Raw genomic sequence first — 23,554 nt, forward strand, 5'->3', positions numbered from 1 at the left:
TTCTGCGAGGTCGGGAGCGTGGCCGAAGGACGCTCTAGGACACGCCATCCGGTCACGATCCCATGCGCTCAAGATAATCCTACCGCTTCGGTAGGCAATGACATTGCGGCGAAAGGAAGGCAGCTTGCGGCAATCGGATCAGACGGCGATACGCACGCCATGGTGAAGGTACGTGCAGACCAAATGCTGGTCGACAGGGGGCTGGTCGAGTCGCGGACGCGCGCGCAGGCGCTGATCATGGCGGGCCTCGTGTTCGCGGGGACGAAGAAGGTCGACAAGCCGGGGCAGACGCTCGCGGACGACGTGCAACTCGATGTGCGCGGTCGCGATCACCCCTGGGTCTCGCGTGGCGGGATCAAGCTGGCGCACGGCCTTGCGCATTTCGGTTGGGACGTGACCGGCGCGGTGGCAATCGACGTCGGTTCGTCGACCGGCGGCTTTACCGACGTCATGCTGAAGAACGGCGTGGCTAAGGTCTACGCGGTCGACAGCGGGACCAACCAGCTTGCCTGGTCGCTGCGGCAGGACGAGCGCGTCATGGTCCACGAACAGACCAGCGCGCGGATCCTCACGCCCGCGCATATCCCGGAGCCGATCGACCTGATCGTCTGCGATGCGAGCTTTATCGGTTTGGCCAAGGTGCTCGAGCGGCCGATGTCCTTCGCCAAACCTGATGCGCGACTGATGGCGCTAGTCAAACCGCAGTTCGAGGCGGGGCGCGGCGAAGTGGGGAAAGGCGGGGTCGTCCGCGATACCGCGATCCACCAGCGCGTCTGCGACGAGGTCGCGGCGTGGTTGACGGGACAGGGGTGGAGCGTGATCGGCGTGGTCGAGAGCCCGATTACGGGGCCTGAGGGTAATGTCGAGTTCCTGATTGCTGCTTTGCGTGGCGAGAGTTCGACGGTCGAACAGCCGGCATCGGACGTGCCAAACGATCCCCAAACGTCCCCGTCATCCTGACGAAAGTCAGGATCCAGCGCCACGCGGGGCGCGCTTGGTATCCTGGGTCCTGACTTTCGTCAGGATGACGGCGTGGGGAGGTAGCGTACCGGAATGAACCACTAGCGGAACGATTATCCACCAAACTCGGTTTACCGATCGCAAAATGCACGCCAGGACGAGCGCGTGTAGAGGCGAAAGGATTTGTGTGGGCGGTATCGCTTCGAAGGGCCAGTTGAGGATGTCGTTCCTCCGCTGGGCGGTCGTGACCGTGCCCCTGATCCTGCTGCTGGGGTTCCTATCCGGACGATCGGTCAGCGTCGGCAACGAGAATGCCTGGTACATGGCGCTCGCCAAACCTGCGCTGAACCCGCCGGGCTGGGTCTTCCCGGTCGTCTGGACAACGCTCTACATCCTGGTCGGGCTGGCGCTCGCGATGATCCTCAACGCGCGTGGCGCTCGGTTGCGCGGCTTGGCCGTCGGCCTGTTCGTCGGTCATTTCCTGCTCAACCTCGCCTGGACGCCGATGTTCTTCGGCGCGCACAAGATCGGCGCGTCGGTACTGGTGATCGTCGCGATGCTCGTGCTGTCGATCGCCGCAACGGTCGTGTTCGCGCGCATCCGCCCCGCCGCGGCGTGGCTGATGGTGCCGTATATGGTGTGGATCAGCTTCGCCGGCGTGCTCGCGTTCAGCATCGGGCAGTTGAACCCCGGCGCCGAAACCCTTGCGCCCGCCAGCCATACGTCCCAAATGCTGTGACGCAGCAGCCGTTTCGGCATTCACTGGGATTTTGAAGCAATGCAGTCCGAAAACCGCGTGTTCGACGATATCGTCAAGGTCTTGAACGGCGCGGCCGGTACGCTTGCAGGCGTCGGTCGCGAAGCCGGTTCGGGTGCGCGCGAGCGTGCCCGCGAATGGCTTGGCGGGCTCGACTTCGTCAGCCGTGAAGAGTTCGATGCGGTCAAGGCGATGGCCGCGGCCGCGCGCGACGAGAACGATGCCCTGAAGGCGCGTCTCGATGCGCTCGAGGCGAAATCGACGGTCAATGCGCCGCTCGGGGCGTCTTTCGACTGACTTTTCCACAGTTTTCCGCAGAATTGGGGCCGATGGGGTTGTCGGGGCGTTTTTGCCTCGGCACCCTTTGTTGTGCGATAAGGATCGCCAGGACCCTGTGATGCTTGAACACGCCGACCACGACCACGAAGACGCCGCTCCGATCGACATGCTCGAAAGCTATTACGCTGCGCATGGCTGGGAGCATGAGCGCCACGACGACGAGATCGTCGCGACCGTCAAAGGCAGCTGGGCGACGTACGAGTTGCGCGCGTTGTGGCGTGAAGACGATAGCGTCCTGCAATTCCTCGCTTTTCCCGATATAAAGGTGCCCGACGAACGCCGTCTCGCGGTGTACGAGACGATCGGCCTGGTCAACGAACAGCTTTGGATCGGTCATTTCGAACTCTGGTCGACGAGTGGCATTCTGTTGTTCCGGCACGCGGCGATGGTCGACGGCGGCGACGACGGGACGATGTCGCTGGAGGCCGCCGAACTGCTCGTCGAATCGGCGATCGAGGAGTGCGAGCGGTTTTATCCCGTGTTCCAGTTCGTGCTGTGGGGCGGCAAGAGTCCGAAGGAAGCGATCGCCGCGGCGCTGATCGAAACCCACGGCGAGGCATGAGCACGCGCTTTCCAGCAGGTCCGCTTTGGCTGATCGGCTGCGGCAACATGGGGGGTGCGATGCTGCGGCGCTGGATCGCCGCCGGGCTCGATCCTTCGACTGTGACGGTGATCACGCGGAGCGGGAAGGGGGCGCCCGAGGGAGTCCGCTCGCTGACCGCGCTGCCTGACGAGAATGCCCCCGCAACGCTGATGCTTGCGCTCAAGCCGCAACAGATCGATGCAGCGCAGGCCATGCTCGCGCCCATGCGGGGTGCGCCGACGCTGCTGCTGTCGATCCTGGCTGGGGTCGATCACGCGACTTTGTCGGAACGATTCGCAGCGGATACGATGGTTCGGGCGATGCCCAACTTGCCGGTGGCGATCGGCAAGGGCGTGACGTCGCTCTATACGGTCGCCGCGTCGGACGAGGCGATCGCAGCGGCAGAGGCCTTCGCCGCCCCGCTCGGTCACTATGAATGGATCGCCGACGAAGCGCATTTCGATGCGGTGACGGCGCTCGCAGGCTGCGGCCCGGGATTCGTATTCCGATTCGCCGATGCACTGGCCAAGGCAGGCGCCGCGCTGGGGCTGCCAGCAGGGCAAGCGGCGCGGCTGGCGATTGCCACGCTCGAGGGCGCGGCGATCATGGCGGCCGATGCGGATGTATCGCCTGCCGTCCTGGCGGACCGCGTGGCGAGTCCGGGCGGATCGACTCGGGAGGGTATGAAGGTGCTGGACCGCGACGATGCGTTGGTTGCGTTGCTCACCCAAACATTGGCTGCGTCCGAGCGGCGCAATGCCGAGATGGCCGCCGCCGCGCGCTGACGTGGGCGCTCAGCCGCGCAGGCCGAATACCTGCGAGCGATCGCTTTCCGGGACCAAGCCTTCCAGCACCGCCCAGAACCCCGAGACCGCGCTCTGTCCGGCGCTGGCATAGGCTTCGGCCATGCGAATCCGCGCCGCCTCGAACAGGTCGCGTTCCATTTTCGCGCCTTCCGGGGTGAGCTTCAGCAACCGTTGGCGGCGATCGCGCTCGCCGGGGCGCGTTTCGACCAGCTTGCGTTCGGCGAGCTCGTTCAGCACGCGGCCGAGCGATTGCTTGGTGATCGCCAGCAGCGACAGCAATTCGCTCACCGTGAGATCGGGTTTGCGCGCGATGAAATACAGCGCGCGGTGGTGCGCCCGCCCGAGTCCTTCTTCGGCGAGGCCCTGGTCGATCGACCGCGTCAGGTGGCTATAGCCGAAATAGAGCAGCTCCATGCCGCGGCGGAGTTCGGGTTCGCGAAGGAACAGGGGCGACGCAGGCGAAGCTGTGGCAGACATGTTGACCGGTTTAGCCATCGCCCGTAGTCGTCGGCAACCCGCCTTGAGAGAGAATTCGATGTCCGCTCCAGCTTTTACGCCCTCTTCAACCTTCCGCCACGAGCCAAACGCGGCTCCGGTCGAGGCGAACGAGCGCGCGAAGCGGCTGATCGATCCCGGATTCGGGCGAGTCTTCACCGATCACATGGCGATGATCCGCTATAGCGATGCCGAGGGCTGGCACGATGCGCGGATCACTGCGCGTGCGCCGCTGACGATCGATCCGGCGTCGTCGGTGCTGCATTATGCGCAGGAAATCTTCGAGGGAATGAAGGCGTATCGACTCGCGGACGGCGGCACTGCGCTGTTCCGTCCCGAGGCGAACGCGCGCCGCTTTCAGGATTCGGCGCGGCGTCTCGCGATGCCGGAACTGCCGACCGAGCTGTTCCTCGAATCGGTCGAGCGGCTGGTCAAGACCGACGCGAACTGGATCCCGGAGAGCGACGGCGGCGCACTGTACCTGCGCCCGTTCATGTTCGCCTCCGAAGTGTTCCTCGGCGTGAAGCCCTCGGCCGAATATCTCTACATGGTGCTCGCGTCGTCGGTCGGCGCGTATTTCAAGGGTGGCGCGCCGACCGTGTCGATCTGGGTGAGCCAGCAGTACACGCGCGCTGCACAGGGCGGCACCGGCGCCGCCAAGTGCGGCGGCAATTACGCCGCCAGCCTGCTCGCGCAGTCCGAGGCGATCCGCAACGGCTGCGATCAGGTCGTGTTTCTCGACGCGGCCGAGCGCCGCTGGGTCGAGGAACTCGGTGGGATGAACATCTTCTTCGTGTTCGACGACGGCAGCATGGCGACGCCGGCGCTGACCGGCACGATCCTTCCCGGTATTACGAGGGACTCGATCCTCACGCTCGCGCGGGCTCAGGGCATCACCGTGCGTGAGGAGGGCTACACCTTCGATCAGTGGCGCGCCGATGCGTCGAGCGGCCGGCTGGTCGAGGCTTTCGCCTGCGGCACCGCGGCGGTGGTGACGCCGATCGGCACGGTGGCGAGCCCCGAGGGGCGTTTCACGATCGGTGACGGCGCTCCCGGTGCGCTGACGATGCGGATGCGCGACGCGCTCGTCTCGATCCAGCGCGGCACCGCGCCCGACGACAACGCCTGGCTGCACCATCTCGCGGTTTGACGTCCGCGAGGGCTTTTCACGCGGCGCGGCCCCGCTATAAGGCCGCCTCTGTTGGGGCGTCGCCAAGTGGTAAGGCAGCGGCTTTTGATGCCGCCATGCGCAGGTTCGAACCCTGCCGCCCCAGCCAATCCTTGATCTATTCTGCCAAGCGAACCGGAAGCCTCGATGTCTCCGGCTCTGGGTGAATTCGACCATCGCGTTGCGTCAACCGACGCCAGATGATTGCCTGGCTTTTCCTTTGAACTAATCCTGACGACCAGTCCCAGCGCGTCGGTGAGGCGCACAGCACCATAACGCCGTGCGAATACGCCGCGACGGGTACGGCGCGGCAGTCCGTGCGACAAATGAGGGTACGGCGAACACGGCGGAGCACAGCGCCGAGGTTGACGTTGTCGTTACAATATAACATTGCGGGGCAACGGAGAAATCAAACTGTGTCGACCGTGACTGCCGCTACATCCCCCACCGCAACGTCCGCCACTTCGCCAGCCGTAAGAGACGACGTCGTTTCTACGGCGCCGGTGCGCCGTGGTGCTCGAATCGAGTCGATCGACGGGCTGCGCGGGCTCGTCATGCTGTTGATGCTGGTCGATCACACCCGCGAATTCTTCTATTATGGTCATCAGGTCGCAGATCCGATGGACCTGACCACGACGTCGCCCGGCTTGTTCTTCACGCGGCTGGCGGCACATCTGTGCGCGCCCGTCTTCGTCGCGCTGACCGGGCTCGCCGCGTGGCTGTACGGCGCGCGCAAGCCCGTGATGGCGACCTCCGCCTTCCTGGTGAAACGGGGGGCGTTCCTGATCGCGCTGGAACTGACGATCGTCGGGTTCGCCTGGTCGTTCACCGTGTCGCCAGCGACGGTCTTCCTGCAGGTCATCTGGGCGATCGGCTGGTCGATGCTAGCCTTGGCCGCACTGGTGCATCTGCCGCGCGTCTGGATCGCCGCGATTGGTTTGACGATCGTCGTCGGGCACAATCTGCTCGATCCGATCACCTTTGCAGTGGGCGAGCCCGGACATGCGATCTGGGCCGTGCTGCACGATCGGGGCTTTGTCGACCTGTGGGAAGGGACGCGCGCTCGGACCTCCTATCCGGTCTTGCCGTGGATTGGCGCGATCGCGCTGGGCTATGCGATCGGCCCCTGGTTCGCGGCTGCGACCGCGCCGACGACGCGGGTTCGCCGGTTATGGATGGTCGCGGCAGGCTTGCTGGCCGCGTTCTGTTTGGTGCGCGGGCTGAACGGCTATGGCGATCCGACCCCGTGGATCGGGGGCGCGACCCCATTACTCACAGCCATGTCGTTTCTGAACGTGACGAAATATCCCCCGTCGCTCGATTTTCTGCTGCTGACGCTGGGGATCGGATCCGCCTTGCTGGCGCTATGGGACAGCCGCTCGCCGCGGTGGCTGGCGGTGTTGGGCAGCGCGCCGTTGTTCTTCTATATTCTACATCTCTACGTGCTGCATCTCGTCCAGATTGCTGCCGGCGTAGTGCCCGGTGCAGCAGGGGTAGACGTGCCGTCGGTCGGCTGGATCTGGCTGATTGCCGCCGCAGTGCTCGGGCCGCTCTGCCTCGCGACCCGGTCATTCGCGACGATGAAGCGCAAAAGCGATCGGTGGTGGATGCGGTATCTGTGATGGCGACGCTTTTGAGAGGGTACTTCAGGAAGAGTGACCGTGTTGCCGAGGCGCAGCCTCTGCGAGTGCTACACGGCCGACTTCCGGCGCCTGGCAGGAGCCGCTCGTCAATTGTGCCGGCGTGATGGCGTTGGGACGTCCGCAACTCGGCGGGTAGTTGGCGTTCTCGCGTAAGCGCTGCCGCTCCAACAAAAGCGGTTTATATCTGGCGCTCGCCGCATAACCTGTCTCGTGGGCTATGCTTCAGATCGATCGCAGTTGAGCTTCGTCTCCGCCGATGCGTCGGCATCTGCGGAGACCTCAGGACGGTGGGTTTGTCAGGCGGCCTTCGCGGCCATCCGCGCGGCGAGCTTCTCTTCCTCGGTCCAGACTTTCCGCACGCGCTCCTTGGTCGGCTTGATCTGCTTGACGGGGCCGCCGCCGAGCACCGGAGCGCGCTGGGTGGAGTGGCGCGCGACTTCGCAATGCCATTCGTGATCGTCCTGGACGGTCAGCGTGCGACCGATCTCGCGTTCCACGTCATGCAGCCAGGCGCGTTGCTCGGCATCGCACAGCGTGATCGCGAAGCCACTGCGACCGGCGCGACCGGTGCGGCCGATGCGGTGGACATAGCTCTCGGGCAGGCTCGGCAGGTCGTGGTTGAACACGTGCGTCACGGTATCGACATCGATCCCGCGTGCGGCGATATCCGTCGCCACCAGAACCTGCACGGTGCCGGCACGGAACGCGTCGAGCGCGCGCTCGCGCTGGCCCTGCGACTTGTTGCCGTGCAGCGCCTCGGCGGTGATGCCCTCTTCGCTGATGAATGCACACACCTCGTTGGCGATGTTCTTCTGGAGCGTGAAGACGACCGCCTGGCCCATGTCGGGGGTGCGCAGCAATGCGAGCAGCGCCGCCTTCTTGTTGGCGGCGTCGAGGAACATCACCGACTGGTCGATCCGGTCGACCGTCGTCGACGGCGGCGCGATCTCGACCTTGGCCGGATCGCGCAGCAGGCTCTCGGCCAGCGCGGCGATCGACTTCGGCATCGTCGCCGAGAACAGCAGCGTATGGCGGTCCTGCGGCAGCGTCGCGACGATCCGCTCGATCGGCTTGGCGAAACCCATGTCGAGCATCTGGTCGGCCTCGTCGAGCACCAGCGCCTCGAGCGCGGACAGATCGCACAGCCCCTGGTCGATCAGATCGAGCAGACGCCCCGGTGCTGCGACGATGATGTCGACGCCGTCCTTGAGCGCGTTGACCTGATGGAACTGGCTGACGCCGCCGAAGATCGTCGTCACGCGCGGCTTGATGTGTCGGCCGAAACTCTCGAAGCCCGCGGCGATCTGCGACACCAGTTCGCGCGTCGGGGCGAGCACGAGCACGCGCGCGCCGCCCTTGGGCGCCGGCCGGGGATCGGCGGCAAGGCGGTGCAGCAACGGCAGCGCGAAGGCGGCGGTCTTGCCCGTGCCGGTCTGCGCCATGCCGAGCATGTCGCGGCCCTGCAGCAGCATCGGGATCGACTGCGCCTGGATCGGCGTCGGGTTGGTATAGCCCTCTTCCGTTAGCGCCTGCAGCAAAGCCGGGGCGAGGGCGAGATCAGCAAAAGTCATGGTCATGGTCAAGCGGCGCCTCCGGCGCAGAGCAAAGCGGCACCGTGAAGGGCTTGGCATAATGAGGAGGCGCGCGTCTAGGATCGATGCTGCACCGCGTCAATGTGGAAAGCGATGGGCTGCCTCAGGCCCTCAGAGAGCGCTCGCCCCACGACCCGGTCATCTGCGGCGGGCCGCACCGGAGCCATCCGTGTCCAACGCTACGCTGACCGCCTTTCCGGTGTAGGCGATCGTCCTACCGATGCCTTCGCCTAGCCCGACACCATTACCTGCGCCGACCGACACCACGTGGAAAATGCGCGCGGCCGACATCCCCGGGTAGCGGCCCTGCCGCGCGCCGATCGTCAGCGTCCCGGTCTTGTCGTTAAGTGCAAGATCGATCGTCGCGCGCTCGCCGCGCCGCCAGCCCTGGCCGTCCCCGGCATCGTCGTAGAGCGTGAAGCGTCCGTCGCGACCGCGGTATACGCGCAGTTCGGTCGGCAGCGTTGTCGACTGTTCGGCATATTGGACGCGTTGCCCCAGCGGCAGGATCGTCCCCGCCGCGATGTGCACCGGGATCTGGCCGATCGGCGCGGCCACGGTGACGCGCGTGCCGCCGGCCAGCCGTGCGCCCAACCAGAAATCATACCAGTCCGCACCCGCCGGCAGATAGACCTGCCGCGACGTCGCACCCTTCTCGACCACCGGGCTGACCAGGATCGACCGGCCGAACAGATATTCGTCGCGCATGTCTCGCGCCGCTTCGTCGTGCGGGAACGCCATTCCTGCCGGATACAGGAACGACGCGCCGTGCTGCGTGACCTGCCACGATTGCGCATACAGGAACGGCAGCAGCCGGTAGCGCAGCGCGACCGCATCGAGCAGCGGACCGCGAGCGGTCTCGGGGAAGCTGTAGACCTCCTTGCCGGCGCCGGTTCCGTGGATGCGGAACATCGGATTGAACACGGCGAACTGGAGCCAGCGGGTGAACAGCTCCTGATAGGCGGGATCGTCCGGGCTGCCGCCGAAGAACCCGCCGATGTCGGCCGACCAATAGGGAATGCCGGTCATCGAGAAGTTGACGCCGGCGGGGATCTGCGCGCGGAACACGTCCCACCGTCCGGCAACGTCGCCCGACCAGGTGATCGCGGCATTGCGCTGCTGCCCGGCCCACGCCGACCGCGTCAGGATGATCGGGCGCTTGGTGGCGAAGTCGGTCGCCATGCCATCGTGCACCGCGCTGGTGTGCATCAGCGGATACGCGTTGTAGACGTCCGCGCCGGATCCGATCGCGGTCCGCACGTCGCGCATCTCGCCCCAGTGGCCACCGAGTTCCGCCTCGCTGCCGTCGAGCCAATAGCCGTCGAAGCCGACCTTGCCCAAGCGCTCGGACACAAACCGCCAATAGGTCGCGCGTGCGGTCTTCGAGAACGCGTCGTACCAGCGGCCTTCGCCGGCGGGATAGACGTTGGGATAGGTCTTTGCGTACAGCCCGCCGACCGCGTCGAGCGCATTGGTCGTGTCTAGGTCGCGGTCGAACCGGGGCCAGATCGACACGATGCTGTGTACATTCTGCCGGTGCAGCGTATCGAGCATCCCCTTGGGATCGGGATAGCGCGCCGGGTCCATCCGGTGGCTGCCCCATTCGCCGGGCTTCCAATATTGCCAGTCCTGGACGACCGCATCGAGCGGGATCTTCATCGCACGATAGCGCGCGGCGACGCCCAGCAACTCCGCCTGCGATCCGTAGCGCTCCTTCGATTGCCACAGCCCCCAGGTCCAGCGCGCCATCAGCGGTGCTTGCCCGGTCAGGCCTCGGTAGGCGCCGATCACGTCGTCGACGTCGGGGCCGCCGAACAGGAAATAATCGATTCCCTTGCCCGCCTGCGATCGGAACACGATCCGGTCCGTGGCCTGCGGTACGGCGACCGCGACATCGGTCACCGCCGGGTTGTTCCAGAACAGGCCGTAGCCCGCGCTGGAGACGAACACGGGGACGCCGACATCGGTGTTGGCCTGCTGCAACCGCACCGTCGTGCCGCGATAATCGAGCAACCCGGCCTGATGCTGGCCAAGGCCGTAGATCGCCTGGCCGCCGCCGATCTCGAACCGCTGCTGGACGCGACCGTCGGGCTCCGGCGCGTCGCCCAGTCGTCGGGTCACCGGATCGCTTTCGCCGATCAGCGGCTTGCCGTCCGCCCCAAGCAATGCGACCCGGCCATCGGCCTTCGCGACCGTCACGCGCATCGAAGGGGTCGCGATGGTGAAGCGATCCACGTCTTCCGTCATCGTCCAGGCGACGCGCGCGGGCGTGCCGAGGACCGCGAGACCGGTGTCTAACTCTGGCACATGGGCCGCAGCGACCGTCACGCGGATCGCACGCTCGCCCCACACCGTCACGCGGAGGACGCCACCAGGTACCCTGAACCGGGCGCCGTCGCTGGTCTTCTGCTCCAACGTCGTGCGCGCCGCCGGAGCTTGCGTCTCGGAGGATTGCCAGGGAGTCTGTGCGCCCACGGGAGTGGCGCTGGCGATCGCGCCGACCACTGCCGCGCCGATCCAAGTATGTCGCATGCGTCCTCCCGGTCCGGACTTGAACGCCGGCATGACAGGAGGTTATGTCAGAGTATTAAGCGGGTCAAATGATCCGCCACTCGACCGCAATGGCTACGCCGTCCGCTGAGCATCACCGGCGGGCGGAACTGTCGAGCATGCGCGCCGGACTGACGATCGCGCGGTTACGTCCCTCGCGCTTCGCCTGATACAGCGCGGCATCCGCGGTTTGGATAAGCGTCGTTCCATCGCGCGACATGTCGGGGTTCCAGGTCGCGAGCCCGAACGACATGGTCGTCGATCCGAGCCGTTTGCCGCTCTGCTCCAGTGTGAGATCGGCGATAGTCTGCCGGACGATTTCGACGCGGTTCAACAGCGTTTCGGCGGTCGTCCCCGGCGCGATGATCGTGAACTCCTCGCCACCGAAACGGCACACGACGTCGCCGTCGCGGAAGCGGGCGCGCAGTTCGTTGGCAACCGCGTGCAAGACGAAGTCGCCCGCATCATGCCCGAACTCGTCGTTGAACCGCTTGAAGTGATCGATATCGCACATCACCAGGCTGAGCGGCGGACCGCCACGCACGGCGCGGGCGATCTCGATCGCCAGAGTCTCCTCCATGTAGCGGCGATTGAACAACCCGGTCAGCGGATCGCGGATCGTCTGCTCGCGCAGGTCGCGCTGCAACCGGTGATTGACGAGCGCCGAGGCGATGTTCTCGGCGAGCACCGTCAGCTGAAAGCGGCTGTCGCCGGTGATCATGCCCTGCAGATACAGCACGCCGATGACTTCGCCGGACGCGAGGAGCGGCTCGCAGTGATAGACCGTCGCCGCGTCGCCAACGTGCGCGCAGACGATATCGCCGCCCGGTACCGCGACGAAGTGGCTCTGGCCGCGCCGCAACGCCCAGCATTGGTCGGGCGCGAACCCGTCGGTTTCGATCGCGACGCCGCCCCAGGTCGCCATCGGCGTCAACAGGTTGCGCGAGTTGTTGTGGACGAACAGCGCGCCGGGCAGTCCCGGCAGCACGCGCGGCACGAACAGCTGGACGATCTGCGCCAGTTCCATGTCGGTGCGCGCGGCCTGCATCCGGTGCGCCATGCCACCGAGAAGCTCGATCGCCTCGCCGCGCTCGCGCATGCTGCTGGCGTTGCGGACCAGTTCTCCATTGGCGTGCTGAAGCTGATGCTCGCTCTGCACCTGTTCGGCCACCGCAGCCTCGAGCAGTTCGGCCATCGCGTTGTAGCCCATTGCAAGGTCGTCGAACTCGCGCGAACCCATCGCGCTGGTGATGCGGGCGCTGCGGTCGCCCTTGCCAAGATCGGCCATCGCCTCTTTCATCAGGATCGAGGGCTGCTTGATCCCACGAATGACGAGCCCGGAGACGAGGATCACGATCAGCGCGATGATCGCAACGCCGGCGATGGCGAGCCGGCGCACGCCCGTCAGCCGCTGCCCCGCCGCGTCGGTCCGCTGCGTCTGAAGGTTGCGCTCCTCGCCGAGGAAAGTTCGCGCGCGCACCGCGATGGTCGACATCAGGTCCCGACCGCGCCCGCTGGCCACCATCGCCGCGGCCCTGTCGAAATCTCCCACCTGGCCGAGGTCGAGGGGACCACGGAGAACGGCGGTACGTTCGCGGATCAACCGACGCAGTTCGTTTGCCCGCATGTTCTGAACGGGGTTGTCGGCGGTGAGCAACACGACCTGAGAGATATCGCTCAGCGAACCCGTGATGCGATCTTCGAACGACTGCGCGAACACCGGGTTGTGCGTGATGATGAAGCCGCGCTGGCCCGACTCCGCGTCACGAAGCTCGCCGAGTGCCTGGGTCATCGTCTCGATGACCTCCGCCGAATGCGTCACCTGACCGAAGCTGTCGCGTGTGTCGAGCGAAGCGTGGATGAGCAAGGCCGCGAGTGCCGTAAGGGCAACGACCACGACGACGCCCAGCATGGCTATGCGCGAGGAGAGCGACGACAACATGTCTTAATTCTAGCGCGAAAGACGTTGCCAAAGTCTGACCATGCCGGAAAAATTCGAAATGGTTTCTTACCGTCCAAGCCATATCCGCTCGGCAGTGCGCCGGTTGAACGCCGTCATTGCCGCGGCGGCAGGCACGCCGGGCCGCGCGAGGAGCACAATCAACCCGAAGCGGGTTTATTGATATATGTTGTCGAAATTATACGTAACTTGTTAGTGTTTCGCAGGCAGTTAGGTCCGCAAGACCATGCCAAACCAGCGAAATTTTCGAAGCGAATCGTCGCGTGGCAGCCATTGGCGACGCGCGGCGACCAGTGCGCGCGACGATATCGTCTTTGCGGGTCGGACCGCGGCCGGTCCCTCGCTCGACGATTCCGCGGATCGAACGGGCATGCTCGGCACGGCAATCCGGTTCGCCGCGTCGCTGCTGAACTTGGTGCCGTTTTCGCGCGTCGTCGCGGGTCCGAAGGCGGTCATCGTCCTCCTCGTCCTGGCGGTTACGCTGTGCCTCGGCACGCTGATCTACGTCCAGCATGCCAACAGCGTGATCGTCGACCGCGACATGGACGCGGCGGTGTCGTTGAGCGAGATCGCGGCACGGTTCGATCACGAAGACGGCAACCTGTACCGGCTGATGGTCGACGAAGCGGCGAGCGGACCGTCCGCGGGCGGCGAACATCGTCTCGGCCGGATCAGCGCCCGGATCGATCGGATCAGTGCCGATCTCGCGGCGCAGCAGCAGGCGATGTCGCCGCACGATCGCGCGCGTGCCGCCAACGTCGTCGTCGAACTCGCGAAATATCGCGAGGCGGTCGACGTGGTCTCGTCGATGCTGGAGATCGATTTCGCGACCAGCGTCGGCATGCTTCGGCCGTTCCGCGCCAATGCCGATCACGTCCTGACGGCGATCAAGGGTATCGCCGCGTCGGGCATCACCGACGCGCACCGCCATGCCGAGGAGGCCGCCTGGCGGACCCGTCTGCTCGTCGCGCTGGTGACGACCGCGATGCTGATCGTCGCGGCGCTGTCCTATGCCTGGCTTGCGCTGGCGGCGACACGGGGGACGCAGTTGCGCGCGGAAATCATCCGGCGCGGCGTCGCCGAACAGGAAGCGTTGCTGCTGGCGCGAACCGACGCGCTGACGGGGTTGGTCAATCGACGCGTGTTCGTCGGCGATATCGAACGCGCGGTCGGCGCGGCGCTGGCGTCCGACAGCAGATTGTCGGTGATCCTGACCGATCTCGACAGTTTCAAGGACGCCAACGACACGCATGGCCACGCGGCGGGCGACACGGTGCTGAAAGTGGTCGCGCACCGCCTGCGGGTCGTCTTCGGGGCGAACAGCACGATCGCGCGGCTGGGCGGCGACGAGTTCGCCATCCTCCTGCCGCAGGACCAGGAGCATAGCGACGTGATGGCGCTGGCCCACCAGGCGAGCGTCGCGTTGCATGAGCCGCTCGTGTGGCGCGGCAACATGATCAAGGTCGGCGCGAGCATCGGCGTCTCGCGGTTCCCCGAGGACGGATCCGAACCCGACGACCTGCTGCACGCCGCCGACATCGCGATGTACGAGGCCAAGCGCGACCGGATACGACGGGTCTGCCTGTTCGCCCCGGCGATGGAGCTCGACCGTCTCGAACGGCGCCGGATGGAGCAGGAGCTGTGCGATGGCATCGTGCGCGGCGAGATACGGCCTTTCTATCAGCCGATCATGCGGTTCTCGGATGGCCAGCTCTATGGCTTCGAGGTCCTCGCGCGCTGGTATCATCCGCGTCTGGGGTTGTTGACGCCCGACAGGTTCGTCCGGATCGCCGAAACTACCGGGCAGATCACCGAGATGACCAAGTCGGTCCTGCGTCAGGCCTGTATCGACCTCAGCCATATGCCCGATCATCTGCGGATGGCGGTGAACATATCGCCGATGCAGCTCGAAGAGCCGAACCTCGCCGAGACGCTGATCGGGATCATCCGCGATGCGCACGTGATCCCGTCGCGGATCGAGATCGAGATCACCGAGGACGCGGTGATGGACGACGTCGTCGCCGCCGAACGCGTGCTCGACACGTTCCGTCGAAGCGGGATCTCGATTGCGCTCGACGATTTCGGCACCGGCTATTCGAGCCTGTCCCATCTGCGACGGTTCAAATTCGACAAGATCAAGATCGACCAGAGCTTTGTCAGGTCGATGCACGAGAGCGTCGAAAGCGAAAAGCTGATCGATGCGATCGTCGCGCTGGCGGTGAATTTCGGTATGGAAGTGACCGCCGAGGGCATCGAAGACGCGCAGACCGCGAGCCTGCTCGCACAACGCGGTTGCACGCAGGGGCAGGGCTATTTCTTCGGCAAGCCGACCGCGTTCGCACAGGCTGCCGCGCTCGTCACGCGCGGTGAGCGCGAAGCGGCGTGACAATGTCTGTGCCGTATCGCGCGCGGTCCGCAGGTGGCGCGCGTCGACCCAAGCCAGCCACCATATTATCCGCGACGACCCGTTTTCCTACGGGCACCGGGCATCGCTCATTGCCGAACCCGCAGTCATGCGGGACTAACCCTTAGGATCAACGTGAAATCTCTGTCGTATCTCGCGGGTCCCATCCTCGCCTTTTCGGCCGTGCTGCCGACGCAGCCGGCACCGTCGGCGGTGCTCAACGTGCCGGTCGCGGCGCGTGTCATCACCTTCGTGCAGCCGGCACCGGTCGGCGTCGTGCCGGTCGCGATCGTGTACGAGCCCGGCAATGCCGCATCGGAAGCGGACGCGGCGGATATGGAACGCGCGCTGTCGAACGGCATCACGATCGGCCGGGCGACGCTGCGGACTCGGCGCGTGGCCGTGTCGAACCTCGAACAGCTGAGCGGGGTCAAGGCCGCCTTCGTGACGACGGGCCTGCGCGCATATCAGGACGAGGTCGCGGCAGCGGCCGGCGCGCAGTCGGTTCTGACGATCACGGCGGACTCCGCCTGCGTGATCAGCGGGAAGTGCGTCGTCGGCATCACCAGCCCGAACCGGACGCAGATCATCGTCAGCAAGGCGGCGGCGCGCCGCAGCGGTATCCGCTTCGGCTCGGCATTCCTCATGCTCGTCAAGGAGGTCTGATCGTGCGGTATCGTACTTCGCTTCGTCTTGCCGCAATCGCGAGCCTGCCGCTCGTCGCGATGCCCGTCCATGCGCAACGCATGGATTACGACCTGCTCAGCCAGACGATGGGCGAACCCGTCACCAAGAGCGTCACCGGCAAGCCGCAACGCCAGTCGGAAAGCCCTGCATCGACGATCGTCATCAACCACGACCAGATCCTGCGCTCGCCGGCGAAGGACGTTCCGAGCCTGCTCAATACCTATGCCGGGATCGACGTGAACCACTGGACCGTGGGGCAGAGCGACATCGCGGTGCGCGGCGGCGTGCAGACCTACAACCCGCGGCTGCTCGTGCTGGTCAACGGGCGCCAGGTCTATCTCGATCATTACGGAATGACCGACTGGAACCTGCTCGGCATCCAGCTCGAGGAAATCCAGCAGATCGAGCTCGTGCGCGGCCCGGTCGGTGCGCTGTTCGGGTTCAATGCGGCAAGCGGCGTCGTCAACATCATCACGATCGATCCCCTCGCAAGCCGCAAGATCTTCGCCACCGCGGAGGCCGGCAATCATGGCTATGGCCGGATCGCCGGTGCGCTCAGCATGCCGGTCTCCAGCGCGATCGGACTCCGGGTGTCCGGCGGGCACATGCGCGAGAACGAGCGCGCGATACCGACCGACCAGATCCAGCCCGCGCGCGCCGACGACGTGATCCGCGACGATGCGTCGGCGACGGTCGATGCCGATCTCGATGCGCAGACCCAGTTGAGCGTGACCGGCGGCTATGCGCGCAATCGCCAGTTGGAACTGCTCGTCACGCAGATCTACAGCGAACAGCTCTACAGGACGCGCAATATCGGCGTGCACGTCGACCGCGACACGCCGTGGGGCAGCATCACCGCGCAGGTGTACAACAACTGGCTTGATGCCCGATACGGGATCGGATCGAACGATCCGGGACGCGCGCCGATCGCCGCGCTCCAGACGTTCGACCTATCGGCACGCACCCTCGTCGCGCAGACCTCGGCGCTGGTCAGGCTGAGCGGCGACGATACCGCGCGGATCGGCGTCGAGTACCGCGACAACCGCGTCGACAGCGGCGTGACGTTCTCGCGGATCACCGACTATTCGGTCCTCTCGGCCAATGCGATGCTCGACGTGCGGGTCGCCGATCCGCTGTCCGTGAACCTTGCCGGCCGGATCGACACGCTGTCGCTGGGGCAATCGGGGACGATCGCCGCGATCACTGCCAACACCGCGCGCGACTTCGACCGCTCGTTCACCGCATTCAGTTTCAACGCGGCGGCGGTCTATCAGCCGGGCGTCCGGCAGACCATCCGCTTGAACGGTGGGCGCGCCGTGCAGGCGCCGTCGCTGGTCGTGTTCGGGATGAACATCCCGGTGACGTTCGTCGGCGTACCGCTGCCGGTCGTCGTCGCGGGCGATCCGGCGATCAAACCCGTCGAGGTCTGGAGCGCGGAGCTCGCCTATGACTACCGGATCTCCGACGCGCTGGAAATCAAGACGGTGGCGTTCTTCACCCGCACGAACAACGCGATCGCCTATCCCGGTGACAATCCGGTGCTCGAGATCCGCGGCGTGACCGATCCGTTCCTCGTCACGCGGGTCGCCAATATCGGGAATTTTCGCACATACGGCGTGGAGCTGTCGGCCCGGGGGGCGATCCGGGACCATGTCACCTGGCGGGCGAATTATTCCTTCACGCAGACCGACGAGGCATTGCCGGCGAATGCTCGGGGCATCGAATATGCGTTCGTACCCGGCGAAGCGACCGCCCGGCACAAGGCCAATCTGGTGATCGATTATAGCGGCGCGCGGTGGTCGGGATCCGTCGTCGGCCGGTACACTTCCGCAACGCGTCAGCTCAGCACGCGGCCCGATACGTTTCTCGATCTGTTCGACGTGTCGGCCGCGCTCGCGCTCGACGCGAAGGTCGGCGTCCGCCTGTCACGGACGGTCTCGGCCTGGGTTGCGGGCGAGAATTTGACGCACGCGTCCGGCGCCACCAAGTCGCCGCTGCCCGCGGATACGCGGGTGCGATCGGGGATCAGCGTTTCGTTCTGACCGCCCCGATCACGCGCCTACGCCGCGCTCGTGGGCCCAGACCACCGCGGCGCTGCGTCGGTTGACGCCGATCTTGGCATAGAGTCGCGCGACATGGTTACGGACCGTGTTGCGCGACAGGCCCAGGCGCTCGGCGATCGCCGCATCGTCGAAATCCTGGCAGATCAGTTCGAGCACCTCGCGTTCGCGTTTGCTGAGATCGGTGGAGGGCGCGTTGGTCCCGGGCAGTGCACGCGGATTACGTAGCGTCGCCAGCTTGTCCATGATCGAGCGGCTGAGCCAGTTGGCGTCCTTCATCACCGCGTCGATCGCCTCGACGAGATCGAGTTCGCCGCGCCGCCGTGCCGAGATGTCCTGATACAGCCATAGTACGCACGGTTCGCCGTCGACGCTGATCCGTTCGGCGGACACTAGGCAGTCGAGCCCTTCGCCGTTCTTGTGGAGCAGCCGGACATCGTGGCCGCGAAAGCCGCCGCGCTCGCGGATCTCGGTTTCGAGGCCCTCGCGTTGCACCGCATCGTTCCACAGCTGCAGATCGTCCGCGACCATGCCGACGACTGCTTTCTCGGTGTAGCCGGTGAGCGTCTTGAACGCGGCATTGACCTGCGCGATGCGGTTGTCGTCGCCCTGCGTCACGACCATCGCGATCGGTGCCATCTCGAACACCGAGGCGAAGTGGCGTTCGGTGGCCTGCAACGCGCGTTCGGCCTGACGGCGCGGTTCGAGATCGGCAAAGGTGAACAACAGGCAGTCTTCGTTTGCGACCTCGATCGGCTGGCCGGCGAGCACAACCAGCGTCTTGTCGCCGCTCGCCAATGGCAGCTCGGCTTCGAGCTGCGGGACCGTCTTGCCTGCGGCCACGCAGTCCCTGACGAACGGCTTGCGCTGCACCTCGGTCAGGAAATCGAACTCGAACAGCGTCTTGCCGATGATCTGGTCGCGGCTGTAGCCCGACAGGTCGAGAAACCCCTGGTTGACGAGCACATAGCGCTGGTCGGCAACGCGGATGATCAGCGCCGGTGCCGGGTTGGCATGGAACATCGCCTCGAACCGATCCTCCGCATCGAACCGTTCGGACACGTCGTTGATGACGAGCCCCAGGCAGTCGGGTTCGCCGCCATCCTCGTCCATGACGATGTCGCGAACCTGATGCACCCAGCGCGGCTCGTCCGCACCCGCCGGGCCGACCTCGACGATCAGGTCGGGAAAGCTCTCCCCCGCGAGCAGCCGCATCAGCGGGTATTCGCGGCGCGGGATCTTACGGTGGTTCCGGTGGCGCAGGTCGAACCGCGCGGCGTAATCGTCGGCGGTCTCGCCCAGATCCTTCACCGAGGATATCCCGTGCATCTTCAGGGCCGCGGGGTTCGCGCTGAGGATGACGCCGGTCGGATCCATCAGGATCACGCCTTCGAGCAGCCCGGTCATGAGCTGTTCGAGATGGTGCAGCGTGGGGGCGTGGAGCGGCGGATGCGGGGTCTTCGTCATACCCCGTCCAGCGCCGACGGGGGGCATCGGGTTCCGCCCAGAAAGGCTCAAAACTACCAATCACCCCGGTATTTCTGCACCAACCGGCAAAAGTGGCGAACTGAACGGAACCGCGGGTCCGACTGTTAAGCATCCCGTATCACACTTCAGGAAGCCTCATCATGAACCTCATCATCCTCCTAATCGTCGGCGGACTCATCGGCTGGGTCGCCAGCATGATCATGCGGACCGATGCGCAGCAGGGGATCTTCCTCAACATCGTCGTCGGCATCGTCGGCGCGTTGCTCGCCGGGTTCCTGATCACGCCGCTGATCGGTGGCGCCTCGATCATGGACGGCGCGCTCAATATCCAGTCGATCCTGATCTCGCTGGTCGGCGCGGTCATCCTGCTCGCGATCATCAACCTGTTTCGTCGCGGCACGGCACGCTGAGAAAACGGGGCGGTCGTTGCAGCGTGGAACTGCCGCCCCGACTGCGGATTATCGAAGAACAAGAAACAAAGGAGAGTATGATGACTGTTCGAGCATTTATGGCCTGTGGCGCAATGCTGCTGGCGTCGAGCGCCGTCGCACAGACCGCGACGCATACCGGCGCGCACAACCCCGCGATCAAGAACAACGACGCCGCGCATGTCGCCGCCCCCGCCAGCGGCGCCAATTCATTCTCGCAAGACCAGGCGCGCGGCCGGCTGACCAAGGCCGGCTATCGGTCGGTGTCGGCGCTGACCAAGGACAAGGACGGCGTCTGGCGGGGCATGGCGACCCGCGGCGGCAAGAAGGTCCATGTCGGGCTCGACTACAAGGGCAACGTGACCGCGCGCTGATCCCAATCCTTAGGAGAGAAACGATGACCAAGACACTCACACGCCTGTTCGACGACTATGCCGACGCAACCGCCGCGCTCCACGATCTCGAGCGACTGGGCGTACCGCATAGCCATATCAGCATCGTCGCGAGCAACGCCGACGGCGCGCACGGCGATACGGACACGACGCTCGGCGACGTCGACGATCGCGGCGATGTCAGCCGTGGCGTCTCGACCGGCGCAGCGGTCGGCGGCGTCGGTGGCCTGCTTGCCGGGCTCGGCCTGCTCGCAATCCCAGGCCTTGGCCCGATCGTCGCGGCGGGCTGGCTCGCCTCGACCGTGGTCGGCGCCGGAATCGGTGCGGCCGGCGGGGCCGCGACCGGCACGATCGTCGGCGCATTAAAGGACGCAGGCCACTCCGAAGAAGACGCGCATGTCTATTCGGAAGGCGTCCGCCGCGGTGGCACGCTGCTGAGCGCGCGCGTCGAGGACGATCTGGTCGCCGAAGCCGAAGCGGTGCTCGATCGCAACCGCTCGGTCGACGCGACGACGCGCGGCGCGGCGTATCGCCAGGACGGTTGGAGCCGCTTTGACGAGGCCGCCCCCGCCTATACGCGCGACGAAGTTGCCGCTGAGCGGAACCGGTATCGGCCGACGACGACGTCGACGACCTACTGAGCGAACGCTGCTTGAATGAAGACGGCGGCCTGTTGGAAAACAGGCCGCCGTTTTTCATCAGAACCGCGTGGAAATCGTCGCGCCGTAGGTTCTCGGATCGCCTGGCTGGCCGACGATCAGGCCGGTGCTGCCGGACTGGGTTGCGAGCACATCATAGTAATGCTCGTCGAACGCATTGCGCAGCCAGAGAAACGCGTTGATCCCTTCGCGCTCGCGGAACCCGACGCGGAAGTTGCTCAGCGAATAGCCGTTGATCTCGGTATAGATCGACTCCGACGGGTTCGACGAGAAATGCGAGCGGTAGCTGCCGTCATAGCCGACATAAACCTGACCATCCTTGCCCGCGATGCGCGCCGGTAGGTCGTATTCCGCGCCGTACGAGAGCGCGAATTTCGAGACGCCGGGCAGGCGCTGCCCCGAGATGTCGCAGCTCGCCGGGCTGTACGACGGCCGGGTCGCAGTGCCGGCCTGGCCCGCGGGGCTCGCCGGGTGCGTCGCATCCGCCGCGGTGCCGCCGGTCAGTTCGGGCGGGCAGGGCGCATCGACGAACTTGACGTATTTGGCGTCGGTGTAGGCGCCGTTGACGTACAGGTTCAGCCGCTCCGACGGCCGGAACGCGGAGTCAAATTCGAGACCGCGCGTGCGCACCTTGCCCGCATTAGCCAGATAACCGCGCAACACCGAATACTGGTTGTTGGTGACGGTCGCCTGATAATCCGCGATCTCGGTCCAGAACCCGGCGATGTTCAGCGTCACGCGCCGATCGGCGAACTGCGTCTTCAGCCCCAGCTCGTAATGATTGACCTTTTCCGGCTTCACGGTCGCCGACGCGAGGATCGGATTGTTGTTGGCGTCGAGCGGCAGGCCCGACAGGTTGATTCCGCCCGATTTATAGCTGCGCGCATAGGTCGCATAGGCGTGAATGTCGGGGGTCACGGTGTACGACGCGGTGATGTCGCCCGACAGGTTCCAGTTGTCGAACGTCGGCTTGTAGCTTTGCGGCGCGAGCACGCCGCGCTGATCGGCTGTCAGCGTGGTGCCGCCATTGCCGGTGGTGACGACGGAGACGTAATCGCCGTCCTTCTTGTCGTAGTTCAACCGCAGGCCGGGCGCGATCTGAAGCTTGTTCGTGGCATGCCAGGTGAGCTTTCCGAACAGCGCGGCGCTGGTGTTGGTGAAGCCGATCGTGTTGCGGCTGGTCAGCCCGTCGAGCACCGACGGGTTGCAGGCCGCGGTGGTCGCGGTCGCGCATCCGGTGGCGCCGGGCGCGACACCGTTGCCGGGATTGAGCAGGAACCGGCTCGCCGCGGGGCCCTGCACCTGAAGACCCTGTGTATCGATCGTCTGGTGGAAGTAGAAGACGCCGACCGTGTAGTCGACCGCGTGCGTGCCGTTCGATCCGACCCGCAGTTCCTGGCTGAACTGGCTCTGCTGCGACGGGTTTGCCGAGACCGGGGTGATCGGCAGGCCGATGAAATCGCGATCGTTCGACGGATCCCAATGCCAGAACCGCCACGCGGTGACCGACGTCACCGTCGCCGGGCCGATATCCCAGTTCGCGAGCAGCGATGCGCCGCCCAGTTCCTGCTTCGCGCGCAGCGGCGTATCGACGTCGGTCACCCGGTCGAACGCGTTCTTCGAGGGCACGACATAGCCCTGCGCCGCGGCGAGCGCCGCATATTGCCGGTTGAGCGGTCGCTGCGTCGTGCCGACCCGCGCATAATATTGGACGCAGCAATTAGGGTTCTGCCGGCCGTAATCGCCGTACAGCGTTAGGTCGAGATTGGAGGCCGCGCGCCACAGCAGCTGGCCGCGAAATCCGAGATTGTCCTGGCTGTTGAGATAGGTGTCGGTGCGCGAATTGTAGATCGTGCCGCGCCGTGTCGTGATCGACGTCGACAGCCGGATCGCCAGCTTGTCGTCGACCAGCGGCCCCGACACCGACGCCTTGCCCTGGAAGAAATCGTAATTGCCGCCGCTCAGTTCGACGCGCGCCTCGGGCGTGAAGCTCGGCGCGCGTGTGGTGACGTTGATCGCGCCCGCGGTGGTGTTCTTGCCGTATAGGGTGCCCTGCGGTCCGCGGAGGATCTCGATCCGCTCGGTATCGGTGAAGTCGAACGTCGCCGAGGCGATGCGGCTGTAATAGACCTGGTCGACATAGATGCCGACGCCCTGTTCGATGCCGTCGTTGGTCAGCCCGAACGGCGCGCCGAGCCCGCGGATGTTGGCGGCCGAATTACGCGGGTTGGTCGAATAGAATTGCAGCGTCGGCGCGAGCTGCGTGATCCGGCTGACGTTGTACGCGCCGGTGTCGGCGATCGCAGTGCCGCCGATCACCGACATCGCGATCGGCACGCTCTGGACGGTTTCCGCGCGGCGGCGGGCGGTGACGAGGATGTCGCCGCCTCCATCGCCCGACGCCGGGCCTGCGCGTTCCTGCTCGCCTGTGGACTGCGCCGATTGCGCGGCCGACGTCGCTACGGGTGCTGGCTGTGGCGGCGGGGTCTGCGGCACCTGCTCGGCACTCTGTAACGTCATCAGCAAAGCAGTCAGCACCATATCGCGTCCCCCGAACCTGTGCCGATAAACTCCATTGATATA

20 protein-coding genes and 1 tRNA gene are annotated in these 23,554 nt (G+C 65.6%); 15 read left to right on the forward strand and 6 right to left on the reverse strand.

Going from position 1 to position 23,554, the window contains the following annotated elements:
* Positions 1 to 159: 159 nt before the first annotated feature.
* The 5 genes from ASF09_RS02215 (at position 160) to ASF09_RS02235 (ending at position 3,424) form a co-directional block, all read left to right on the forward strand.
* Entirely contained in the window at positions 160 to 960 is an 801-nt protein-coding gene (locus ASF09_RS02215; RefSeq protein ID WP_082443996.1) for a TlyA family RNA methyltransferase, read from the forward strand.
* Positions 961 to 1,180: 220 nt separating this feature from the next.
* Positions 1,181 to 1,699: a TspO/MBR family protein gene (locus ASF09_RS02220; protein ID WP_060524919.1), complete on the forward strand. Its 519-nt coding sequence runs from the start codon at positions 1,181 to 1,183 to the stop codon at positions 1,697 to 1,699.
* A 39-nt stretch (positions 1,700 to 1,738) separates the two neighbouring features.
* On the forward strand, positions 1,739 to 2,014 hold the full coding sequence (locus ASF09_RS02225; RefSeq protein ID WP_060524229.1) for an accessory factor UbiK family protein: 276 nt from the start codon (positions 1,739 to 1,741) through the stop codon (positions 2,012 to 2,014).
* Between the two features lie 100 nt (positions 2,015 to 2,114).
* Positions 2,115 to 2,618, forward strand: coding sequence for a YbjN domain-containing protein (locus ASF09_RS02230; protein ID WP_056047803.1), 504 nt, complete (start codon positions 2,115 to 2,117; stop codon positions 2,616 to 2,618).
* The gene (locus tag ASF09_RS02235; protein WP_060524231.1) at positions 2,615 to 3,424 is read left to right on the forward strand and encodes a pyrroline-5-carboxylate reductase family protein; all 810 of its coding nucleotides are present in this window, start codon (positions 2,615 to 2,617) and stop codon (positions 3,422 to 3,424) included. The genes ASF09_RS02230 and ASF09_RS02235 overlap by 4 nt, the downstream gene beginning before the upstream one ends.
* Before the next feature lie 9 nt (positions 3,425 to 3,433).
* On the opposite strand, the gene ASF09_RS02240 is transcribed toward ASF09_RS02235, so the two are convergent.
* Complete coding sequence (locus tag ASF09_RS02240; RefSeq protein ID WP_231420344.1) at positions 3,434 to 3,922, reverse strand: MarR family winged helix-turn-helix transcriptional regulator; 489 nt, start codon at positions 3,920 to 3,922, stop codon at positions 3,434 to 3,436.
* Positions 3,923 to 3,980: 58 nt separating this feature from the next.
* Here ASF09_RS02240 and ASF09_RS02245 point away from each other — a divergent pair, with 58 nt between their 5' ends.
* The 3 genes from ASF09_RS02245 to ASF09_RS02255 all read left to right on the forward strand — a co-directional run bounded on the left by ASF09_RS02245 (position 3,981) and on the right by ASF09_RS02255 (position 6,730).
* A complete protein-coding gene (locus ASF09_RS02245; protein ID WP_060524233.1) occupies positions 3,981 to 5,090 on the forward strand; it encodes a branched-chain amino acid aminotransferase in 1,110 nt (369 codons plus the stop codon).
* A 52-nt stretch (positions 5,091 to 5,142) separates the two neighbouring features.
* Positions 5,143 to 5,217 (forward strand) — tRNA-Gln (locus tag ASF09_RS02250).
* A gap of 394 nt (positions 5,218 to 5,611) precedes the next feature.
* Positions 5,612 to 6,730: a DUF1624 domain-containing protein gene (locus ASF09_RS02255; protein WP_060524235.1), complete on the forward strand. Its 1,119-nt coding sequence runs from the start codon at positions 5,612 to 5,614 to the stop codon at positions 6,728 to 6,730.
* 317 nt (positions 6,731 to 7,047) lie between these two features.
* Here the strand turns inward: ASF09_RS02255 and ASF09_RS02260 are convergent, their stop codons facing one another.
* The 3 genes from ASF09_RS02260 to ASF09_RS02270 all read right to left on the reverse strand — a co-directional run bounded on the left by ASF09_RS02260 (position 7,048) and on the right by ASF09_RS02270 (position 12,835).
* The gene (locus ASF09_RS02260; RefSeq protein WP_060524237.1) at positions 7,048 to 8,328 is read right to left on the reverse strand and encodes a DEAD/DEAH box helicase; all 1,281 of its coding nucleotides are present in this window, start codon (positions 8,326 to 8,328) and stop codon (positions 7,048 to 7,050) included.
* A gap of 153 nt (positions 8,329 to 8,481) precedes the next feature.
* Positions 8,482 to 10,875 carry a glycoside hydrolase family 31 protein gene (locus tag ASF09_RS02265; RefSeq protein WP_060524239.1) on the reverse strand — a complete coding sequence of 798 codons (2,394 nt, stop codon included), beginning with the start codon at positions 10,873 to 10,875 and terminating at the stop codon, positions 8,482 to 8,484.
* Between the two features lie 112 nt (positions 10,876 to 10,987).
* The gene (locus ASF09_RS02270; RefSeq protein WP_082443998.1) at positions 10,988 to 12,835 is read right to left on the reverse strand and encodes a diguanylate cyclase; all 1,848 of its coding nucleotides are present in this window, start codon (positions 12,833 to 12,835) and stop codon (positions 10,988 to 10,990) included.
* Positions 12,836 to 12,875: 40 nt separating this feature from the next.
* Between ASF09_RS02270 and ASF09_RS19985 the strand changes: the two genes are divergently transcribed.
* The 4 genes from ASF09_RS19985 to ASF09_RS02285 all read left to right on the forward strand — a co-directional run bounded on the left by ASF09_RS19985 (position 12,876) and on the right by ASF09_RS02285 (position 17,986).
* Positions 12,876 to 13,016 (forward strand): hypothetical protein, encoded by a 141-nt coding sequence (locus ASF09_RS19985; protein WP_156359135.1) that lies wholly within the window; start codon positions 12,876 to 12,878, stop codon positions 13,014 to 13,016.
* Positions 13,017 to 13,079: 63 nt separating this feature from the next.
* Positions 13,080 to 15,239, forward strand: coding sequence for a putative bifunctional diguanylate cyclase/phosphodiesterase (locus ASF09_RS02275; protein WP_060524241.1), 2,160 nt, complete (start codon positions 13,080 to 13,082; stop codon positions 15,237 to 15,239).
* Positions 15,240 to 15,392: 153 nt separating this feature from the next.
* Entirely contained in the window at positions 15,393 to 15,923 is a 531-nt protein-coding gene (locus ASF09_RS02280) for a YfiR family protein (protein WP_060524243.1), read from the forward strand.
* A gap of 2 nt (positions 15,924 to 15,925) precedes the next feature.
* Positions 15,926 to 17,986 (forward strand): TonB-dependent receptor plug domain-containing protein, encoded by a 2,061-nt coding sequence (locus ASF09_RS02285; RefSeq protein WP_060524245.1) that lies wholly within the window; start codon positions 15,926 to 15,928, stop codon positions 17,984 to 17,986.
* Between the two features lie 9 nt (positions 17,987 to 17,995).
* On the opposite strand, the gene ASF09_RS02290 is transcribed toward ASF09_RS02285, so the two are convergent.
* On the reverse strand, positions 17,996 to 19,471 hold the full coding sequence (locus tag ASF09_RS02290) for a helix-turn-helix transcriptional regulator (protein ID WP_060524247.1): 1,476 nt from the start codon (positions 19,469 to 19,471) through the stop codon (positions 17,996 to 17,998).
* Positions 19,472 to 19,632: 161 nt separating this feature from the next.
* Here ASF09_RS02290 and ASF09_RS02295 point away from each other — a divergent pair, with 161 nt between their 5' ends.
* From ASF09_RS02295 to ASF09_RS02305, 3 genes are all read left to right on the forward strand, one after another.
* Positions 19,633 to 19,902, forward strand: coding sequence for a GlsB/YeaQ/YmgE family stress response membrane protein (locus ASF09_RS02295; protein ID WP_060524249.1), 270 nt, complete (start codon positions 19,633 to 19,635; stop codon positions 19,900 to 19,902).
* 77 nt (positions 19,903 to 19,979) lie between these two features.
* Positions 19,980 to 20,294, forward strand: coding sequence for a hypothetical protein (locus ASF09_RS02300; RefSeq protein ID WP_235529521.1), 315 nt, complete (start codon positions 19,980 to 19,982; stop codon positions 20,292 to 20,294).
* A 23-nt stretch (positions 20,295 to 20,317) separates the two neighbouring features.
* Positions 20,318 to 20,953: a hypothetical protein gene (locus tag ASF09_RS02305; RefSeq protein ID WP_060524251.1), complete on the forward strand. Its 636-nt coding sequence runs from the start codon at positions 20,318 to 20,320 to the stop codon at positions 20,951 to 20,953.
* Between the two features lie 57 nt (positions 20,954 to 21,010).
* Here ASF09_RS02305 and ASF09_RS02310 read toward each other — a convergent pair whose 3' ends face one another.
* On the reverse strand, positions 21,011 to 23,512 hold the full coding sequence (locus ASF09_RS02310; protein WP_082443999.1) for a TonB-dependent receptor: 2,502 nt from the start codon (positions 23,510 to 23,512) through the stop codon (positions 21,011 to 21,013).
* Between the last annotated feature and the right edge of the window lie 42 nt (positions 23,513 to 23,554).

Origin of the sequence: Sphingomonas sp. Leaf242, from assembly GCF_001422045.1 — a bacterium.
Lineage (GTDB): Bacteria > Pseudomonadota > Alphaproteobacteria > Sphingomonadales > Sphingomonadaceae > Sphingomonas.

Excerpts from the sequence above, each read along its gene's own strand:
- ASF09_RS02215 (WP_082443996.1), top strand. The coding sequence starts at position 160 with ATGGTGAAGGTACGTGCAGACCAAATGCTGGTCGACAGGGGGCTGGTC.
- ASF09_RS02220 (WP_060524919.1), top strand. The coding sequence starts at position 1,181 with ATGTCGTTCCTCCGCTGGGCGGTCGTGACCGTGCCCCTGATCCTGCTG.
- ASF09_RS02225 (WP_060524229.1), top strand. The coding sequence starts at position 1,739 with ATGCAGTCCGAAAACCGCGTGTTCGACGATATCGTCAAGGTCTTGAAC.
- ASF09_RS02230 (WP_056047803.1), top strand. The coding sequence starts at position 2,115 with ATGCTTGAACACGCCGACCACGACCACGAAGACGCCGCTCCGATCGAC.
- ASF09_RS02235 (WP_060524231.1), top strand. The coding sequence starts at position 2,615 with ATGAGCACGCGCTTTCCAGCAGGTCCGCTTTGGCTGATCGGCTGCGGC.
- ASF09_RS02240 (WP_231420344.1), bottom strand. The coding sequence starts at position 3,922 with ATGTCTGCCACAGCTTCGCCTGCGTCGCCCCTGTTCCTTCGCGAACCC.
- ASF09_RS02245 (WP_060524233.1), top strand. The coding sequence starts at position 3,981 with ATGTCCGCTCCAGCTTTTACGCCCTCTTCAACCTTCCGCCACGAGCCA.
- ASF09_RS02260 (WP_060524237.1), bottom strand. The coding sequence starts at position 8,328 with ATGACCATGACTTTTGCTGATCTCGCCCTCGCCCCGGCTTTGCTGCAG.
- ASF09_RS02265 (WP_060524239.1), bottom strand. The coding sequence starts at position 10,875 with ATGCGACATACTTGGATCGGCGCGGCAGTGGTCGGCGCGATCGCCAGC.
- ASF09_RS02270 (WP_082443998.1), bottom strand. The coding sequence starts at position 12,835 with ATGTTGTCGTCGCTCTCCTCGCGCATAGCCATGCTGGGCGTCGTCGTG.
- ASF09_RS19985 (WP_156359135.1), top strand. The coding sequence starts at position 12,876 with ATGCCGGAAAAATTCGAAATGGTTTCTTACCGTCCAAGCCATATCCGC.
- ASF09_RS02275 (WP_060524241.1), top strand. The coding sequence starts at position 13,080 with ATGCCAAACCAGCGAAATTTTCGAAGCGAATCGTCGCGTGGCAGCCAT.
- ASF09_RS02290 (WP_060524247.1), bottom strand. The coding sequence starts at position 19,471 with ATGACGAAGACCCCGCATCCGCCGCTCCACGCCCCCACGCTGCACCAT.
- ASF09_RS02295 (WP_060524249.1), top strand. The coding sequence starts at position 19,633 with ATGAACCTCATCATCCTCCTAATCGTCGGCGGACTCATCGGCTGGGTC.
- ASF09_RS02300 (WP_235529521.1), top strand. The coding sequence starts at position 19,980 with ATGATGACTGTTCGAGCATTTATGGCCTGTGGCGCAATGCTGCTGGCG.
- ASF09_RS02305 (WP_060524251.1), top strand. The coding sequence starts at position 20,318 with ATGACCAAGACACTCACACGCCTGTTCGACGACTATGCCGACGCAACC.
- ASF09_RS02310 (WP_082443999.1), bottom strand. The coding sequence starts at position 23,512 with ATGGTGCTGACTGCTTTGCTGATGACGTTACAGAGTGCCGAGCAGGTG.